This window comes from Streptosporangium sp. NPDC006930 (assembly GCF_040635605.1).
In the GTDB taxonomy this organism is placed as follows: domain Bacteria; phylum Actinomycetota; class Actinomycetes; order Streptosporangiales; family Streptosporangiaceae; genus Streptosporangium.
In genome coordinates, this window is record NZ_JBEYID010000021.1 from 34064 (window position 1) to 51198 (window position 17135).

The 17135-nt window shown below is 68.3% G+C and carries 13 protein-coding genes; 8 read left to right on the plus strand and 5 right to left on the minus strand.

What is annotated here, in order from left to right; translation table 11 throughout:
- Positions 1-6 precede the first annotated feature (6 nt).
- Positions 7-690 carry an aspartate/glutamate racemase family protein gene (locus ABZ664_RS30100; RefSeq protein ID WP_362517009.1) on the minus strand — a complete coding sequence of 228 codons (684 nt, stop codon included), beginning with the start codon at positions 688-690 and terminating at the stop codon, positions 7-9.
- Positions 691-1028: 338 nt separating this feature from the next.
- Between ABZ664_RS30100 and ABZ664_RS30105 the strand changes: the two genes are divergently transcribed.
- The 6 genes from ABZ664_RS30105 to ABZ664_RS30130 are packed head-to-tail and all read left to right on the plus strand — an operon-like array spanning position 1029 to position 6512.
- Positions 1029-2426, plus strand: a complete 1398-nt coding sequence (locus ABZ664_RS30105; RefSeq protein ID WP_362517012.1) for a nucleobase:cation symporter-2 family protein — start codon at positions 1029-1031, stop codon at positions 2424-2426.
- Between the two features lie 58 nt (positions 2427-2484).
- The gene (locus ABZ664_RS30110) at positions 2485-3702 is read left to right on the plus strand and encodes an aromatic ring-hydroxylating dioxygenase subunit alpha (protein WP_362517016.1); all 1218 of its coding nucleotides are present in this window, start codon (positions 2485-2487) and stop codon (positions 3700-3702) included.
- 33 nt (positions 3703-3735) lie between these two features.
- Positions 3736-3930, plus strand: a complete 195-nt coding sequence (locus ABZ664_RS30115) for a ferredoxin (protein WP_362517019.1) — start codon at positions 3736-3738, stop codon at positions 3928-3930.
- Positions 3931-3936: 6 nt separating this feature from the next.
- Positions 3937-5184 (plus strand): FAD-dependent oxidoreductase, encoded by a 1248-nt coding sequence (locus tag ABZ664_RS30120; protein ID WP_362517022.1) that lies wholly within the window; start codon positions 3937-3939, stop codon positions 5182-5184.
- A complete protein-coding gene (locus tag ABZ664_RS30125) occupies positions 5181-5714 on the plus strand; it encodes a hypothetical protein (RefSeq protein WP_362517025.1) in 534 nt (177 codons plus the stop codon). Before ABZ664_RS30120 ends, ABZ664_RS30125 begins: the two co-directional genes overlap by 4 nt.
- 39 nt (positions 5715-5753) lie before the next feature.
- Positions 5754-6512, plus strand: a complete 759-nt coding sequence (locus tag ABZ664_RS30130; protein WP_362517028.1) for an enoyl-CoA hydratase-related protein — start codon at positions 5754-5756, stop codon at positions 6510-6512.
- An 807-nt stretch (positions 6513-7319) separates the two neighbouring features.
- Here the strand turns inward: ABZ664_RS30130 and metH are convergent.
- The gene (metH, locus tag ABZ664_RS30135) at positions 7320-11024 is read right to left on the minus strand and encodes a methionine synthase (protein ID WP_362517030.1); all 3705 of its coding nucleotides are present in this window, start codon (positions 11022-11024) and stop codon (positions 7320-7322) included.
- Between the two features lie 198 nt (positions 11025-11222).
- Positions 11223-11705 carry an Rrf2 family transcriptional regulator gene (locus ABZ664_RS30140; protein WP_362517314.1) on the minus strand — a complete coding sequence of 161 codons (483 nt, stop codon included), beginning with the start codon at positions 11703-11705 and terminating at the stop codon, positions 11223-11225.
- A 120-nt stretch (positions 11706-11825) separates the two neighbouring features.
- Here ABZ664_RS30140 and ABZ664_RS30145 point away from each other — a divergent pair, with 120 nt between their 5' ends.
- A complete protein-coding gene (locus tag ABZ664_RS30145; protein ID WP_362517034.1) occupies positions 11826-12554 on the plus strand; it encodes an NAD(P)H-binding protein in 729 nt (242 codons plus the stop codon).
- A 39-nt stretch (positions 12555-12593) separates the two neighbouring features.
- Here ABZ664_RS30145 and ABZ664_RS30150 read toward each other — a convergent pair whose 3' ends face one another.
- Both ABZ664_RS30150 and ABZ664_RS30155 read right to left on the minus strand, forming a co-directional pair.
- Positions 12594-13757: a ThuA domain-containing protein gene (locus tag ABZ664_RS30150; protein WP_362517037.1), complete on the minus strand. Its 1164-nt coding sequence runs from the start codon at positions 13755-13757 to the stop codon at positions 12594-12596.
- Between the two features lie 60 nt (positions 13758-13817).
- Positions 13818-16673 carry a carbohydrate-binding protein gene (locus ABZ664_RS30155; protein WP_362517040.1) on the minus strand — a complete coding sequence of 952 codons (2856 nt, stop codon included), beginning with the start codon at positions 16671-16673 and terminating at the stop codon, positions 13818-13820.
- A gap of 134 nt (positions 16674-16807) precedes the next feature.
- Between ABZ664_RS30155 and ABZ664_RS30160 the strand changes: the two genes are divergently transcribed.
- Entirely contained in the window at positions 16808-17080 is a 273-nt protein-coding gene (locus ABZ664_RS30160; protein ID WP_362517043.1) for a hypothetical protein, read from the plus strand.
- Positions 17081-17135 lie beyond the last annotated feature (55 nt).

The following is a 17135-nucleotide window of genomic DNA, read 5'->3' on the forward strand; positions in this document are numbered from 1 at the left end:
CGTTCCTCATCTCTGCCTGGAGGCTGCGGGCGGGCCGGCGAGCAGCCGGCCGTACCCGGTGATCGGTGTGGTGTCCCCGGCCAGTCCGAGGGTCTGCCACAGGGTCGCCGCGACACTGTCGACCACCAGGACGCCGGTCCGGCTCTCCCAGCCCGCGGCCAGGTGGGCGGCGCGCAGGTTGGTGCACACCACCGCGACGGCGTCGCAGTCCGCGGCGGCGAGTTCGCCGAAGGCCCCGTCCAGTTCCGCGTTCGTGGTCAGCGCGAAGTCGTAGTTGGTGGTACGGCCGAAGTGGCGGGCCGCGTGCACGGGGAAGCCGTGGTCCGCGTAGTGCGCGGCGATGGCGTCGCCGACGTCCCGCGTGTACGGCGTGAGCAGGCCCAGCCGCCGGACCTCGAAGGTCCGCAGCGCCTCCAGGACGGCCAGCGTCGAGGTCGTCGCGGGAGTGTCCGTGACCTGCTCCATGGCACGGCACAGGCGTTCGTCCCGGCCGGGACCGAGCCACGAGCCCGAGGTGCCGTTCCAGGCAACGACGTCGACGCGGGCGTCGCCGAGAAGGCGTGCGGCGTCGGTGAAGGAGTCCTGGCCGAACTGGCCGGTGTCGGCGGGATCGAGGCTGATGCTCGTCACCCGGAGCCGGGTGAAGTGGACCGAGACGTCCTGCCGAAAGGTCAGCAGTTCGCCGGTCACGGGCTCCACAACGGTGTTGGAAGACGGGGTGATCAGGCCTATCCGCCGGGCGGTCGGCTGCACTATGTCTCCGCTCAAAGGATCGAATCGGGGATACGGTATCCAGGATCCTAAGAAACGATCCGCAGGAAAACAAGTCGTTGACAGTGATATGGGTCGCCCTTAATCTCCATATACCGCACTACCGGATACTCACTGAACCGGCTCTTCGACGGGTGACCTCGATCGTCGGAGCAGCAAGGATTCCTGCTCACGCATGCCCATAGCTCCGGATCTTGGCCTTGTCGACGCCGCCGGAGGGACCAGGGCTCGTTCCACTCAGTGCCCAGGAGACCGCCGTGTCACCTACCGTCCGCGCACCCAAGCCAGCGGCTTCGAATCGCCACCCGGTAGACGAAGTCCTGCCCGTCCCCCAGTTGTTCTTCTTCGGCCTGCAACACATGTTGATCATGTACGCGGGCTGCGTGGCCGTTCCACTCGTGCTCGGCGCGGTGCTGAAACTCGACACGCACACCATCGCATTGATCGTCAACGCCGACCTGCTGGTGGCCGGAATCGCCACCATCATCCAAAGCGTCGGCCTGACCCGCTTCTTCGGTATCCGGATGCCGGTGGTCGCGGGCGCCTCGTTCACCTTCCTCACCCCGATGATCCTGATCGGCTCCGAGTACGGCCTGCCGACCATGTACGGCTCGATGATCGTGGCCGGCGTCTTCGGCGTCCTGATCGCCCGGCCGTTCTCCAGGGTGCTGAGGTTCTTCCCGAGCCTGGTCACCGGCTGTGTGATCACGATCATCGGACTCTCGCTGATCAAGGTCAGCGCCGATCTGATCATCGGCTCCGATCCGGCCGCGGCGGACTACGCGAGCGTGCGGTACATCCTGCTGGCCTTCACCGTCGTGGTGATCATCGTGCTGGTGAACCGCCTGTTCAAGGGGTTCGCCCGCAACGTCTCGGTGCTCTTCGGCCTCGTTATCGGGGCGGTGATCGCCTGGTTCATGGGCCTTGGCGACTTCTCGTCCGTGGCCGGCGCCAAATGGTTCGGCTTCTCCACGCCACTGCATTTCGGCGCGCCGGAATTCCGGGTCGTCCCGATCATCGCGATGTGCGTGGCCATGATCGTGGTCTTCAGCGAGATGACCGCGTGCGTTCTCGCCATCGGCGACGCCGTCGGCAAGAAGGTCACCGACAAGGACATGGCCCGGGGCCTGGCCACCGACGGCCTCGCCGCCATACTCGCCGGGTTCATGAACTCCGTGCCGGACTCCACGTTCGGGCAGAACGTCGGGCTGATCAGCCTGACCAAGATTAAAAGCCGTTACGTCATCACGGTCACCGGCATCCTGCTGGTGATCATGGGAGTCATTCCCAAGCTCGGCGAGGTCGTCGCCAGCCTGCCCGGTCCCGTGATCGGCGGCGCCGGCCTGGTGATGTTCGCGATGACGGCGGCCGTGGGCATCCAGATGCTGCAGAAGGTCGACTTCGAGGGAAACCAGAACCTGCTCATCGTCGCCGTCGCTCTCGGCGTCGGCATGCTGCCGGTCGTGGTGCCCGCCATCTACCAGAACTTCCACCAGGACGCGCAGTTCATCCTCGGCAGCGCCATCACGGCCACCGTGCTGGTGGCGTTGCTGCTCAACCTGATCTTCAACCATCTGCTGGTCCGCAAGAGCACACCGGCCACCCAGGCCACCGAAAGCCCTGACGCTCAGGAGAGCACCGAGAGCACGGTGTGACTCCCACGCCCGGCGTCATCCCACACATATCGCAGAAGTCCTAAGGAGCACCATCATCATGGGTCAGGCGCCCGTTTCAACGCATCTCCGGCAGATCCTCAAGGTCATCGAAGAGGGCTCCCGCGACATGGCCACCGGATGGAACCTTCCCCGCGAGTGCTATGTCGATCCGGAGTTCTACGCCTTCGAGCAGGAGGCCATCTTCATGCGGCAGTGGCTGTGCCTCGGCCGCGTCGACGAGATCCCCAAGCCCGGCGACTTCGTGCGCGTCGACATGGGCGACGAACCCCTGATGATGGTCCGCGGCAAGGACATGGAGATCCGGGTGCTCAGTCCGATCTGCGCGCACCGGGCCCACCTGGTGTGCGAGGGGTCGGGGAACACCGGCAAACTCTTCCGCTGCCCCTTCCACGCCTGGACCTACGGGCTGGACGGCAACCTCATCGCGGCGCCGTCCATGAACGACACCATCGGCCTCAAGAACCTGAAGGGAGAGGCATACCTGCCCTCGCACCGGGTCGAGATCTGGAACGGCTTCGTCTTCACCAACCTCGACCCGGACGCGAAGCCGCTCGCGCCCACGCTCACCAAGCTGACCGCCGAGCTGGAGAACTACCACATCGGCGAGATGGTGAGCATGCCGGTGGCCGAGCTGCGCGGTAACAACTGGAACTGGAAGTCCCAGTTGGAGAACGGCATCGAGCCGTACCACAGCGCCTATCTCCACGGCATGCTGCACGACTTCGCACACGTCAGGCTGACCAGCTTCGTCGACATCAGTCCCGACGAGGGCGCGATCTACCACCCGACCGGCTTCTATCACGCCGACGCCGGCTTCAACCCGACCGCCAAGGCCCTGCTCCCGGTGATCCCGACGCTCACCGAGAAGGAACGCAACCAGGTCATGTTCGCCTCGATCCCGCCGAACCTGGGCTTCGGGGCGGTGCCGGAGGGCCTGTTCTACTACCTCGTCCTGCCGGACGGGCCCGAGCACATGAACCTGCGCATCGGCCACCTGTATCCGGAGGAGTCCACCAAGCACCCCCGCTTCGAGCAGCTCTACAAGATCGCTCAGGATGGTCTCGTCCTCTTCCACCAGCAGGACGCCAGCTCGGACGCCTCCCTGCAGAAGGGCATGCGCTCCCGCTTCCGCCGTCCGGGCCGCTACTCCTACCAGGAGGAGTCGCTCCTCCAGTTCAACCAGTGGCTGCTGAAGCGCTACCAGGACTACGTGGACCTGGCCGACAGCGCCCTCAAGCCCTCGCCCGCCCTCTGAACGGCGAGACCACCCCTTGTGTGAGGACACGACATGAAACTCACTGTTGACCGCAACCTGTGCGATGGCAACGGCGTGTGCATGGGCATCGCCCCCGAGGTCTTCGACATCGACGACGACCTGACGCTGCACATCGTGGACGAGATCCCCGACGACCCGGCCGTCCACGCCCGGGTCCGGCAGTCGGTCACCTCCTGCCCGGTCCTCGCCCTGACCCTGGAGGAATGAGCGATCGTGGTGGGCAACACCTCGAAGACCATCGTGGTGGCCGGCGGCTCGCTCGCCGGCCACACCGTGGTCACCGAACTCAACCGGCGCGGCTTCACCGGCGAAGTCGTCTGGGTACGCGGCCTCGAAGGCACAGCCCCGTACTCCAAACCCGCCCTGTCCAAAGAACTCATCCAGGGCAAGGTCACCAGCGACGGGATCCGCCTGCCGGCCCCCAAGGAGTACGGCCTGCGGCTGCGGATCGCGGACCGCGCGGTGTGCGCGCGGCTCGATCCGGACGCGGACCGGGTACTGGTCACCCGTGAGACGGAGGCCGGAGCGGAACTGTCCGACGGCGAATGGATCCCCTTCGACGCCCTGTTCGTCTGCACCGGGATGCGCGCCCGCGTACCACAGGGGTTCGCGGGACTGCCGGGGGTCCACTGCCTGCGAACCCTCGCCGACGCCGAGCGGATCAGGGAGCGGCTGGCCGGGCGGCCGCGCACGGTGGTCGTCGGCGCGGGCCTGGTCGGCAGTGAGATGGCCGCGTCGCTGCGGTCCTGCGGACTGCCGGTGGAGCTGGTCGTGCAGGGGCGGCTGCCGATGGAGCCCGTGTTCGACGCCGAGCTGGGGCGGTTCTGCCTGGACCAGCACCACGCCCACGGTGTCACGACGCGGCTGCTGACGACCGTCACCGGCCTGTCGGCGGCAGGGCCGGACGGCCCGGTCGTCCTGACCTTCGACGACGGCGAGGAGACCACGGCCGACCTGGTCGTCCTCGGGCTCGGCGCGGTAACCGCCTGCGACTGGCTGAACGGCGGCGGGCTCGACCTCTCCGACGGCCTCGGCTGCGACGAGGCCCTGCGCACCGCGCGGCCGAACATCTTCGCGGCCGGGGACGTCGCCAACTGGAGGCACCCCCTGTTCGGGCGCCGGATGCGGGTCGAGCACTGGAGCAACGCGTCGGCCCAGGCGCGGCACGCCGTCGAGAGCTGGCAGGCCGGGCAGGAGGGCCGGGAACCTCCGGCGTTCGCGGACGTGCCGTACTTCTGGTCCGACCAGTACGGGCTCAAGTACCAGATGGTCGGCCACGCGCGCGGTCACGACGAGGTCCATGTCGAGACGGCCGGGGCGGGCGGGCACCCGTTCGTGACCTACTTCCGGGAGGGCCGGGTCGTCGCCGCGGCCGGGGTCAACGCGCCGCGTGCGGTGATGCGGATGAAGGCGCGTATCCAGTCCGAAGGAATGACGAGCCAGGGAGCGTACGCAACGTGAACGGCAATCCCGCCGGGGACGGCACGAGGCACGCACATGACGGCGGCCGCGCCGAGGACACCGCGCTGTTCGGGGTGATCCGGGACAACATGTGGTCGCTGCTGAGCGACCGCTACCGCACCAACCGCCGTACCTCGCACCCGCCGACCGAGGACGAGTACCTCCACGACCGGCCCTTCTGGCCCGCGTTCACCTTCGAAGGGGTGACGTACGCGGCGGAGGAGGGCAAGGACTGGCTTCTGGTGACCTTCCACGACACGGACATCCCCGACACCACGTTGGGCTTCCGGATCGACCTGGAGACGGCCATGGTCGAGTGGACCCGGCGGGTCGGCGGGCGGATCCCGCGCGAGCACCCGGAAATGTTCGCGGCGGAACTGATCTGGTTCATGATCTGCTTCATCGGCGTCGCCGATTTCGACGGCGCGACCGGCACCCCCGGGGCCCCGCACTGGATCAATGACGGCTCCGAGATCTTCGGAAAGCTTAAGAACAACCCGAACATGGACACCTTCGAGTCCCACCACTGACATCCCTCCGCCCGTGATCGGGCCGGCAGAAAGGCCACCATGGCAGTTGTCGAGATCGAAAAGCCCCGCGACGGTGTCGCGGTCGTCCGGCTCAACCGGCCGGAGGTGCGGAACGCGCTCAACACCGAGGTACGTGAGCTGCTCGCCGCCGCCGTCGACACCCTCAACAAGGACGACGACATCGGCGCGATCGTCCTGACCGGTGGCGACACCGTCTTCGCCGTCGGCGCCGACCTGAGCGAACAGGCCGGTCGCGACGTGGTGGGCGCGATCCGCGCCTACACCCACCAGGCGTTCTGGTACAGCGGAAAGCCGGTGATCGCCGCCGTGAACGGAGACGCGTTCGGCGGTGGCAACGAGTTCATCCTGCAGTGCGACTTCGTCATCGCGGCGGAGAACGCGCGCTTCGCGCAGACCGAGATCACCATCGGTCTGGTACCCGGCGGCGGCGCGACCCAGCGCCTGCCCCGCACCATCGGACGGCAGAACGCGATGTACGCCCTCCTCACCGGAGCCCCCCTGAGCGCGGCCGACGCGTACCGGCTCGGCTACGTCTCCGAGGTGGTGGAAGGAAACGCCATCGACCGGGCCGTGGAACTGGCCGCGCTGATCGCCGCCTGCCCGCGCCTGGCCGTACGGCAGATCAAGGAGGTCGTACGCCTCGGCCTGGACACCTCCTTCGAAGCCGGCATCGCCCTGGAACGCCGGGGCTACCAACTTATGTTCGGCACCCAGGACCTCCGCGAAGGCTTCGCCTCGATCCAAGAAGGACGCCAACCCAACTTCACCGGCGACTGACTCCGCGGGCCGGACCGTACAGGCACCCCGGGGCGAGAGCCGGACATCGGCTCTCAGGCCGCCCAGGCACGGCCGCGGCGGAATCGGACCGATCGCGACCCGAAGCCGAACCGGCCTGCACCGTGTACGCCTTCCGATTCAGCCCCGCGCCCCTCATCGGTGCAGGACGTCGAAGGTCAGGTGTTCACTGCGCGTCGCCCCGGCCGCCGCCTACCCGCGACGAATGCCTCCGCGGCCGAGGCGACGCGCCTTCGACCACTCACCTACCGCGAGCATTAGTAGGACAATGAGATTCTCTGCCCCGAAGATACTCGGACAGGATCGAACATGATTTCCGGCGCACGTTGATTAACCACGGTAGGCCGGTCTTGTCGGTGCAAAGGCTGCCAGCTTCGGCGCGATGTACTCACGGTTGAACCGCCGCATGGTTACCTTATGCCTGAGTCGATAGCCCGCGACCAGAGCGATCGAGCCAGCCAATCAACGCCGACCTCGCCACACTCTGCCACTGAGTCAACCGGCCTCCCCTTCGACTTTTCCTCGGGAAACCCAATCATCCCGTTAGCTCTGGGACCAACTATCAGGGCCGAAGTCTTCTCGCTGACGGAACGAATGCACCTCTGACACAGGCGAGCGTTTAAGGGCACCCCGGCACAGAGACGACAAACGCGACCTCTGATGATCGGCAGTCGTCGAAGCCAGCCGATCAAGAACGAGAAAATCACGACATCCCAGACGGATTCGTTGACCAAGCCGACCGGAAAAGACCGGCTTCCCCGCATCGCCACACGGGGAAGCCGGATCAGATCACTCCGGCTCGTAGGCCAGGTTGGGCCGCAGCCAGCGCTCGACCTCGGCGAGGTCCAGGCCACGCCGCACGGCGTAGTCCTCGACCTGGTCCCGGCCAAGCCGCCCCACGGTGAAGTACCGCGACGACTCGTGAGCGAAGATGAGCCCGCTCACGCTCGCGGCCGGGGTCATCGCGAAGGACTCGGTCAGGCCCATGCCGAGGCGGTCGGCGTCCAGCAGCTCGAACAGCTCCCGCTTCTCGCTGTGGTCCGGGCTCGCGGGGTAGCCGAGCGCGGGGCGGATGCCGCGGAAGCGTTCGGCGTGCAGGTCCTCGATGAGGGGGTCGGCGTCCGGCTCGAACCAGCCCCGCCGCGCCTGCAGGTGGATGTGCTCGGCGAACGCCTCGGCGAGGCGGTCGGCGAGGGCCTTCACCATGATCGACCGGTAGTCGTCGTTCTGGGCCTCGTAGCGGGCCGCGAGTTCCTCGGCGCCGTGGATCGCCACGGCGAACCCGCCGAGGTGGTCTCCGGCCGGGGCGATGTAGTCGGCCAGGCAGCGGTTGGGCCGCCCGTCGGGCTTGGCCGTCTGCTGGCGCAGCATCGGCAGGCGCAGGCCGTGTTCGAGCACGATGTCGTCGCCCTCGGAGTGGGCGGGCCAGTAGCCGTAGGCGCCCTTGGCCTGGAAGCTCCCCTCGGCGATGATCTGGTCGAGCATGGTGTTGGCGTCGTCGAAGAGCTCGCGGGCCACCGGCTGGTCGAGGATCGCCGGATACTTGCCCTTCAGCTCCCAGGCGAGGAAGAGGAACTGCCAGTCGATCATCTCCCGCAGCACGGCCAGGTCCGGCTCCACGACGCGGATCCCGGTGAAGTCGGGGACGGGCAGGTCCTCGAAGGAGACCTTCTCGGGGTTCGCGCGGGCCCGCTCGACGCTCAGCAGCGGGGTGCGCTGCTTGTTCGCGTACTGCTCGCGCAGGCGTTCCTGGTCGGCGCGGTTGCTCGCCTCCAGCGCCACGGCGCGGTCGGCGTCCAGCAGGTCGGAGACGACGCCGACGACGCGGGAGGCGTCGAGCACGTGGACCGTGGGGTTGTCGTAGGCGGGGGCGATGCGGACCGCGGTGTGCTGGCGCGAGGTCGTGGCGCCGCCGACCAGCAGGGGCAGCTTCAGCCCGCGGCGGCGCATCTCCTCGGCGACGGTGACCATCTCGTCCAGCGACGGGGTGATCAGCCCGGAGAGACCGACGACGTCGGCTCCCTCGGCGACCGCGGTGTCCAGGATGACCGAGGCGGGGACCATCACCCCGAGGTCGACGACCTCGTAGTTGTTGCAGCCGAGCACGACGCCGACGATGTTCTTGCCGATGTCGTGCACGTCGCCCTTGACGGTGGCGAGCACCACCTTTCCCTGGCCCCGGCTGGTGTCCAGGCGCCCTTCCAGCCGCGCCTGCTCCTTCTCCGCCTCCATGTAGGGCTCAAGGTAGGCGACCGAGCGCTTCATCACCCGCGCGCTCTTGACCACCTGCGGCAGGAACATCTTCCCCGACCCGAACAGGTCGCCCACGATCTTCATTCCGTCCATGAGCGGCCCCTCGATCACCTCCAGGGGGCGTGCCCGCTGCTGCCTGGCCTCCTCGGTGTCGGCCTCGATGAAGTCGACGATGCCGTGTACGAGGGCGTACGACAGGCGCTCCTCCACCGGGGTCTCGCGCCAGGCGAGGTCCACGACGCGGCGGGTGCCGGACCCGCTCACCGTGTCGGCGAAGGCGACGAGCCGGTCGGTGGCGTCCTCGCGCCGGTCGAAGATCACGTCCTCGACGAGTTCGAGCAGGTCGGCGGGGATGTCCTGGTAGACCGCGAGCTGCCCGGCGTTCACGATGCCCATGTCGAGGCCGGCGCGCACCGCGTGCAGCAGGAACGCCGAGTGCATCGCCTCGCGCACGACGTCGTTGCCTCGGAAGGAGAACGAGAGGTTGGAGATGCCGCCGCTGGTCAGCGCCCCGGGGCAGCGCTGCTTGATCAGCGGCAGGGCCTCGATGAACGCCTTGGCGTACCCGTTGTGCTCGCTGATGCCGGTGGCGACGGCGAGCACGTTGGGGTCGAACACGATGTCCTCGGCGGCGAACCCGGCCTTCTGGGTCAGCAGGTCGTAGGCGCGGGCGCAGATCGACACCTTACGCTCGACGGTGTCGGCCTGTCCCTGCTCGTCGAAGGCCATGACCACCACGCCGGCGCCGTAGTCGCGGATGATCCGCGCCTGCTGCAGGAACGACTCCTCGCCCTCCTTGAGGCTGATCGAGTTGACGACGCCCTTGCCCTGCACGCACTTGAGACCGGCCTCCAGCACGCTCCACCGCGAGCTGTCGATCATGACCGGGATGCGGGCCACCTCGGGCTCGGTCGCGATCAGGTTCAGGAAGGTGGTCATCGCCTGCTCGCTGTCGAGCAGGTCGGCGTCCATGTTGACGTCGAGCAGGTTGGCGCCGCCGCGTACCTGCTCCAGCGCGACGTCGACGGCGCCCTGGTGGTCGTCGGCCTCGATGAGGCGCCGGAAGCGCGCCGAGCCGGTGACGTTGGTGCGCTCGCCGATCATGACGAACCCGGTGTCCGGGCCGATCTCGAAGGGCTCCAGGCCGCTGAAGCGGGTGCGGGCCGTCGGTGCCGGTACCTGGCGGGGCGGGAGGCCGGACACGGCGGCCGCGATCCGCTCGATGTGCCCCGGCGAGGTCCCGCAGCACCCGCCGACGACGTTGACCATCCCCGACCTGGCGAACTCGTCGAGCAGCGCCGCCGTCTCGTCCGGGGTCTGGTCGTAGCCGCCGAACGCGTTGGGCAGGCCCGCGTTGGGGTGGCAGGCGACGTAGGTGCCGGCGAGGCGCGCGAGCTCGGCGACGTGCGGGCGCATCTCCTCGGCGCCCAGCGAGCAGTTCACGCCGACCAGGAGCGGTTCGGCGTGCCGGATCGAGCTCCAGAACGCCTCGACGGTCTGTCCCGACAGCGTGCGCCCGCTCAGGTCGACGATCGTCACCGAGATCCACAGCGGCAGGTGCGGGGCGACCTCGCGCGCGGCGGTGATCGCGGCCTTCACGTTGAGCGTGTCGAAGATCGTCTCGATCAGGAGCAGGTCGACCCCGCCCTCGGCCAGCGCGCTGATCTGCTCGGCGTAGGCGGCGCGGACCTCGTCGAACGAGACCGCCCGGTAGGCGGGGTCCTCGACGCGCGGGGAGAGCGACAGCGTGACGTTCAGCGGGCCGATCGAACCGGCCACGAAGCGCCCGCCCGCCTCGTCGGCGGCCTGGCGGGCCAGCTGGGCGCCGCGCAGGTTCATCTCCCGCACCAGCGACTCCAGCCCGTAGTCGGCCTGGCCGATGCTCGTGGCGGTGAAGGTGTTGGTGGTGGTGATGTCCGCGCCGGCCGCGAGGTACTGGCGGTGGATGTCCAGGATGACGTCGGGGCGCGTCAGGTTCAGCAGGTCAGGGTCGCCGGTCACGTCGCGCGGGTGGTCGAGTAAGCGGTCGTTGCGGTAGTCGGCCGGGGTGAGCGAGGCCCCCTGCAGCATCGTGCCCCAGGCTCCGTCGAGCACCAGGATTCTTTGCCCCAGAAGCTCGCGCAGTGCCCGCGCACGGGCCTCGGCTCCCTGTGTGCCGCCTTCGGGACGCGGGCCGTCACCGGCCGCGTGCGAGACGGAGTCGCTCTCGTGCTCACCGACGTGCTTCGAAGATCCGTTCATCGATCCACCTCCCTGTTGTGGGAGGCGCCCTTGCCGGAAGATCAGGGCCGAGCGTGGCGGACCTGAGCCCGTTGCAGCGCCTCTCGACCTTGAGATCAAGGGTACCGAGGGTTGGGATGGGACGCCAAACAACAGTCCACTATTTGAAAAGCTCCTGCCCACACACCGTCATGAAGCACCTCTGAGCGAGGGCGGTCGTCAGGGGCCGTCCTCGGTCGCGCTCAGCCACGCGCTGATCCCGGCCAGCGCGCCGGGGCCGTAGTCGGAGTTGACGTCGCGGGCCAGGTCGGCCACCGAGACGGACCGCAGGGCCTCCCGCCATGCGGTCTCGGCGCCGGCCATGGCGCGCTTGATGGCGCAGGGGGCGGTGCAGGACTGCGGCGAGGCGGCCATCGGGCCCCGCTGGCGGATCTCGGTGCAGACGAAGGCCGGGCCGGGCCCGTCGACGGCCTCGACGACGTCGAGCACGGTGATCAGCTCCGGGGAGCGAGTGAGGACGTAGCCGCCGGCCTTGCCCTGGACCGAGTGGACGAGTCCGGCGCGCGAGAGGGCCTGGAGCTGTTTGGCGAGGTAGCTGGGCGAGACGTCGTGCAGCTGTGCCAGCCGGGCGGCCGAGGCCGGTTCTTCCACCGAGGTCAGTACGACACAGCAGTGCAGGGCCCACTCGACCCCACCGGACATCTTCACCTCTTAACTCTAATCCACCCCCTACTACCCGGACAAAAAATATCCGTGTAATATCTCGGATAGAAGATGTCCGAGTTAGCGGGCATGGGTCATCGAGGAAGGGCAGGACGTGTCATGAAGTTCGCAGTCATCGGCGGAACCGGGCTGATCGGATCAAAGGTGGTAAAGATCCTGAACGAGGCAGGGCACGAGGCGGTGCCGCACTCGCTGTCCAACGGAGTCGACGTGCTCACCGGTCAGGGCGTGGACGCCGCGCTGGCCGGCGCCGACGTGGTCGTCAACCTGACCAACTCCCCGACCTTCGACGAGGCGTCCCCCGCGTTCTTCCAGACCTCGATGGACAACCTGCTGGCCGCGGCCCGGCGCTCGGGCGCCAGGCACTTCGTCATCCTGTCCATCATCGGCGTCGATCAGGTCCCCACCGACTACTACCGCGCCAAGACCCTCCAGGAGGATCTCCTCAAGGCCGGCCCCGTCCCCTACTCGATCGTGCGCGCCGGCCAGTTCATGGAGTTCGTCGACGCCATCCTGTCCTGGACCGCCGACGAGGAGACCGTCCGCCTGCCCCGCACCCCCCTCCAGCCGGTCGCCGCCGACGACGTCGCCGCCACCGTCGCCGACGTCGCGGCCGGGGCACCCCTGAACGGCACCCTCGACGTGGCCGGACCCGACGTGTACCCGCTGGACGAACTGGGCCGGATCACCCTCGCCGCCAAGGGCGACGGTCGCTCGGTGACCACCGACGACGCCGCCGGCATGTTCGCCGCCGTCCCCGGCGACGTACTCGTCGCCGGGGACGGAGCCCGCATCGCCCTTACCCGCTACACCGACTGGCTGAAGTAGGCCGCACCGCGCGTACCACTCGACCGCCGGCCGCGGGCACTACTTGGTGATCGTGATGGTGTCCACGTCGAACAGCGAGCCGGAGCCACCGCTGAAGGTGAGGAACAACGGCCCCGAACCCGTCGCGGTGAGGGTGGTGGAGATGGTCCTGAAGGTGTCCCAGCTGCCGGTGTTCGGCACGGTCACCGTACCGAGCACCGTCCCGGTCTGCGAGCCCGCGCGCACCCGGATGGTGCCACCGGCACCGGCCGAGGAGACGCGGGCGCTGAAGGTCTTCGCCCCGGAGACGTTCACCGACGAGTACCCGACCCAGTCACCGTTGTCGATGTAACCCACCGTCCTGCCGCCACTCGCCGGGCCGTGGTTCGCCGGCTGCACGCCGAAGTTGGAGGTGTAGGCCTCCCCCTCGACCGTGATGCTGGTGCCTGAGGTCCTCGGGCTGCAGTCGGCCGTCACCTGCCCGGCCACGTACCTGATGCCGCCGAGGAGCAGGCTGCGGAAGGCCGATTCCGCGTAGGACTGGATGGTGTGCCCCAGGCCCGTGTAGAACGAGCGGCCCGAGCCCTGCGTGCGGCACCAGGTGATGGGGTGGTCGCCGCCCATGCTGCCGCCGCTGTAGCTGCCCTCGTCGAGGTTCTGCAGGACGCGCACGTTGGAGCGGGGGTTGGTGCCGTAGTTGTACCACTCGTCGCTGCGGCTCCAGGTGGCGCCGAGGTGGGAGGTGGCCGGGTGCGTGTTGTCCTCGGTCCTCACGGTGGCCTGCTGGATCGCGGGGTGGCTGCTGAACCAGGCGCCCACGAGCTGGCCGTAGTAGGCCCAGCCGTACTCGGTGTCGGCCGCCGCGTGGATGCCGAGGTAGCCGCCACCGCCGTTGATGTAGCTCTCGAACGCGCTCTGCTGGGTGTTGTTGAGGACGTCACCGGTGGTGCTGAGGAAGATCACGGCCTCGTACGTGGCCAGGTTGGCCGTGGTGAAGGCTCCCGCGTCCTCGGTCGCGGTGACGGTGAAGCCGTTCGCCGTGCCCAGGTCCCTGATGGTCTGGATGCCGGTCGGGATGGAGTCGTGGCGGAATCCGGCCGTCTTGGAGAAGACCAGTACGTCGAACGGGGCGGCGGCCTGGGCCGCGCCGGGGACGAGCACGGTCGCTGCCGCCGTGAGGGCCGCAGCGGCTACCGCGAGCCCGCGTGCGATGAGACTACGCATCGCTGTCCTTTCGGGTACGTGAGAATCCCCGGCGCGGCGAAGTGCCGCGCCGGGGATTCGTCATTTGGTGATCGTGATGGTGTCGATGTCGAACAGTGAGCCGGAGCCACCGGTGAAGGTGAGGAAGATCGCCCCTGAGCCCGTCCCGGTGAGAGTGGTGGTGACGTTCCGGTAGGTCTCCCAGCCGCCGGTGACCGGTACCGCCACCGAGCCGAGGATCGTCCCGGTCTGCGAGCCGGCGCGGATCTGGATGGTGCCGCCCGCACCCGCCGAGGAGATGCGCGCGGTGAAGGTCTTCGCCCCGGACGCGGTCAGCGTGCTGTAGCCGGCCCAGTCACCGTTTTCGATGTGGCCCATCGTGCTGCCGCCGCTGGCTCCGGCGTGGGTGACCGACTGCACGCCGGAGCTGGAGGTGTAGGCCTCCCCCTCGACCGTGGTGCCGGTGCCGCCGCCGGTGTTCAGGGTGAAGGCGTCCAGGTCGAAGAGGTTGCCCTGACCCGTCGCGCCCTTGAAGACGAGGAACAGCGTGCTGGTGCCCGAGGGAACGTTGCTCAGGTTGGCCGAGACGTCCCTGAAGGTGTCCCAGCCGCCGGTGACCGGCACGGTGACCGTGCCCAGGAGCGTACCGGTGGCCGACCCCGCCCTCACCTCAAGCGTTCCGCCGGCACCGCCGGAGGAGACGCGGGCGGTGATGGAGGTCGCGTTGCCGAGCGCGTACGGCGTGAAGGAGATCCAGTCGCCGTTGTCGATGAACCCCGCGGTCTTGCCGCCCTCGGCCGTGGCGTGGTCGGCGAGCTGGACGCCGGACTGGGCGCCGAAGTGCTCGGCCTGGCGATGGCGAGGCTGCAGGGTGCGCGTGCTCTCGGTGGTCAGGCCGGCCTTGTCGGTGTAGCTGGCGACGAAGACGCCGTAGATGTTCGCGGCGCTGTCGTGCTCACCGTCCGTGGGGACCGCGATGCTTCCCGAACAGCCGTTCCTGCTGGTGATCTGGTGGGCGTGGCTGTCGTGGCCGAGGAGGTAGGTGACCGTGACCTTGCTGCAGTCGATGGTCCCGTCCTCGGGGTCGCTCACGTTGACCTGGAAGGGCACCGTGTCACCGAAGGAGAACAGCTGCCCGTTGACGGGCTGGGCGAAGTTCACCGTGGGCGCGGTGTTGCCGACCGTGATGGTGACGTTGGCGGTGCCGGTCAGCCCGCCGGAGTCCCGCACGGTCAGCGTGGCGGTGTAGGTGCCGTTTGTCGTGTAGGTGTAGGTGGGGTTGGCCGCGGTGGAGGTGGCCCCGTTGCCGAAGTTCCACGAGTAGGTGAGCGCGCCGCCCTCGGGGTCGGAGCTGCCGGCCGAGGAGAAGGTGACGGCGAGCGGCGCGGCCCCGGAGGTCTTGTTCGCGGCGGCCCTCGCGATCGGGTTGCGGTTGCCGCCCCCGATGTACTCGATGCGGTAGAGGGCCTGGTTGCCCGAGCCTGTGCCGTAGTCGAGAACGTACAGGGCGCCGTCGGGGCCGAAGGTCATGTCCATGACCTGGGTGCCGGTCCACGGGAAGGCGGAGATCTCGCCGGGCGCCCCCGAGGAGGTGACCTCGATGGCCTTGATCCAGCGACGGCCGTACTCACCGGCGAAGTAGCGGCCGTTGAGCGAGGCGGGGAACTTGACGGCCGAGTTCAGGTTCGCGTCGTAGCGGTAGACCGGGCCGCCCATCGGCGACTCGGAGCCGCTGCCGAACTCCGGCGGCGATCCGGCGTCGCCGCCGTAGCGGATCCAGCTGGGCTTGGCCGCGGGCAGGGTGGTCAGACCGGTGTTGCGGAACGAGTTGTTCGTCGGGCCTCCGGTGCAGTTGTACTTCGCCTGGGAGGGTCCGGACGGGAAGGTGTACTCGTTGTAGGTCTCGGCGGTGGTGTTGGTGCCGGTGCAGTACGGCCAGCCGTAGTTGCCCGGGGCCGTGATGCGGTTGAACTCCACCTGGCCGGACGGGCCGCGGCTGGAGTTGCTGCTGCCGGCGTCCGGCCCGTAGTCGCCCAGGTAGACGATGCCGGTGGCCTTGTCGACCGACATGCGGAACGGGTTGCGCAGGCCCATCGCGTAGATCTCAGGGCGGGTCTTGGCCGTGCCCGGGGCGAAGAGGTTGCCGCTGGGGATGGTGTAGGTCCCGTCGGCCTGCGGCTTGATGCGGAGCACCTTGCCGCGCAGGTCGTTGGTGTTGCCCGAGGAGCGCTGGGCGTCGAACTGCGGGTTGCGGTCGGTGCGCTCGTCGATGGGGGTGTAGGAGTTCGACTCGAACGGGTTGGTGTCGTCGCCCGTGGTCAGGTACAGGTTGCCCGCCGCGTCGAAGTCGATGTCACCGCCCACGTGGCAGCACTGGCCACGGTCGTTCGCCACCTGCAGAACGACCTTCTCGCTCGCCATGTCCAGGGTGTTGTCAGTTTTGAGGGTGAACCGGGAGAGATTCAGGTGCCCCTTCCACTGGTCGAAGGTCGCCGCGCTGCCGGTGGTGGGCGCGTCACCGTTCGGGGTGCTCAGCCTTGGCGAGTAGTACACGTACACGTAACGGTTGGTGGCGAAGGCGGGGTCGGCCGCGATGCCCTGCAGCCCCTCCTCGTCATGCGTGTAGACGTTGAGCTTGCCGGCCGTCGCGGTGCTCCCGGCCGCGGTCGTACGGCGGATCGTGCCGTCACGCGCCGTGTGCAGGACCGACCTGTCGGGCAGCACCGTCAGCGACATCGCCTCACCGAGCGAGCCGGAGCCCCTGGCCAGGGCGACCTGCTGATAGTCGGAGGCCGGGATGTCGATCATCGCGCGGGCCGCCGCGCCGGTGGCCGATCCGGTGACCGCCTGGGCCGTCGATCCGGTGGCCACGACGCCGGTGGTGATGAGCAGGACTGCGGTCAGCAGCCTGGCCCACGGCCGAGGGCGTGGGGACATGGAGGGTCCTTTCCTGACTTGGGGGACAGTCAGGCAAGGCGCGCGCCGCCGCGCTTATGCCGCCGGCAGCGTTGCCACGTGCTGCCGGTGATACCAGGGTTCGTGCGGTGGTGCGGTGATACCGGGTTCGTGCGATGGTGCGCGCGTTCTCGGAGGGTGCCGTCTCAGAGAACGAAACCGTGAAAACCAACGATGTCGCGACAACCAACAATCTGGCTTTTCGCGACCCGCTGCACGAGTTACAGATTTTTAACACGCCGGAAATTGCCTGTAAACCCCCTGTCAAGGCTTCCCAGGTCAGGCCCACCAACACGAAAACACCCGAACCGCTCCCCTCCCACGCGGCGGATCCTTCGATGGGAACGGGGCTGCGAGCCGACGCGGCGATCATCCGGCCCTCAGGATGAAAACATATCCGGGCCCGTTTTCCTTACGCGCCGCATCGTCGCGGGTCAGCGTCCT

Bases quoted from the DNA above. Each gene is read 5' to 3' on its own strand.
- ABZ664_RS30140 (WP_362517314.1), bottom strand. From the start codon at position 11,705: ATGTCCGGTGGGGTCGAGTGGGCCCTGCACTGCTGTGTCGTACTGACC.
- ABZ664_RS30130 (WP_362517028.1), top strand. From the start codon at position 5,754: ATGGCAGTTGTCGAGATCGAAAAGCCCCGCGACGGTGTCGCGGTCGTC.
- ABZ664_RS30145 (WP_362517034.1), top strand. From the start codon at position 11,826: ATGAAGTTCGCAGTCATCGGCGGAACCGGGCTGATCGGATCAAAGGTG.
- ABZ664_RS30110 (WP_362517016.1), top strand. From the start codon at position 2,485: ATGGGTCAGGCGCCCGTTTCAACGCATCTCCGGCAGATCCTCAAGGTC.
- ABZ664_RS30155 (WP_362517040.1), bottom strand. From the start codon at position 16,673: ATGTCCCCACGCCCTCGGCCGTGGGCCAGGCTGCTGACCGCAGTCCTG.
- metH (WP_362517030.1), bottom strand. From the start codon at position 11,024: ATGAACGGATCTTCGAAGCACGTCGGTGAGCACGAGAGCGACTCCGTC.
- ABZ664_RS30115 (WP_362517019.1), top strand. From the start codon at position 3,736: ATGAAACTCACTGTTGACCGCAACCTGTGCGATGGCAACGGCGTGTGC.
- ABZ664_RS30150 (WP_362517037.1), bottom strand. From the start codon at position 13,757: ATGCGTAGTCTCATCGCACGCGGGCTCGCGGTAGCCGCTGCGGCCCTC.
- ABZ664_RS30160 (WP_362517043.1), top strand. From the start codon at position 16,808: ATGGTGCGCGCGTTCTCGGAGGGTGCCGTCTCAGAGAACGAAACCGTG.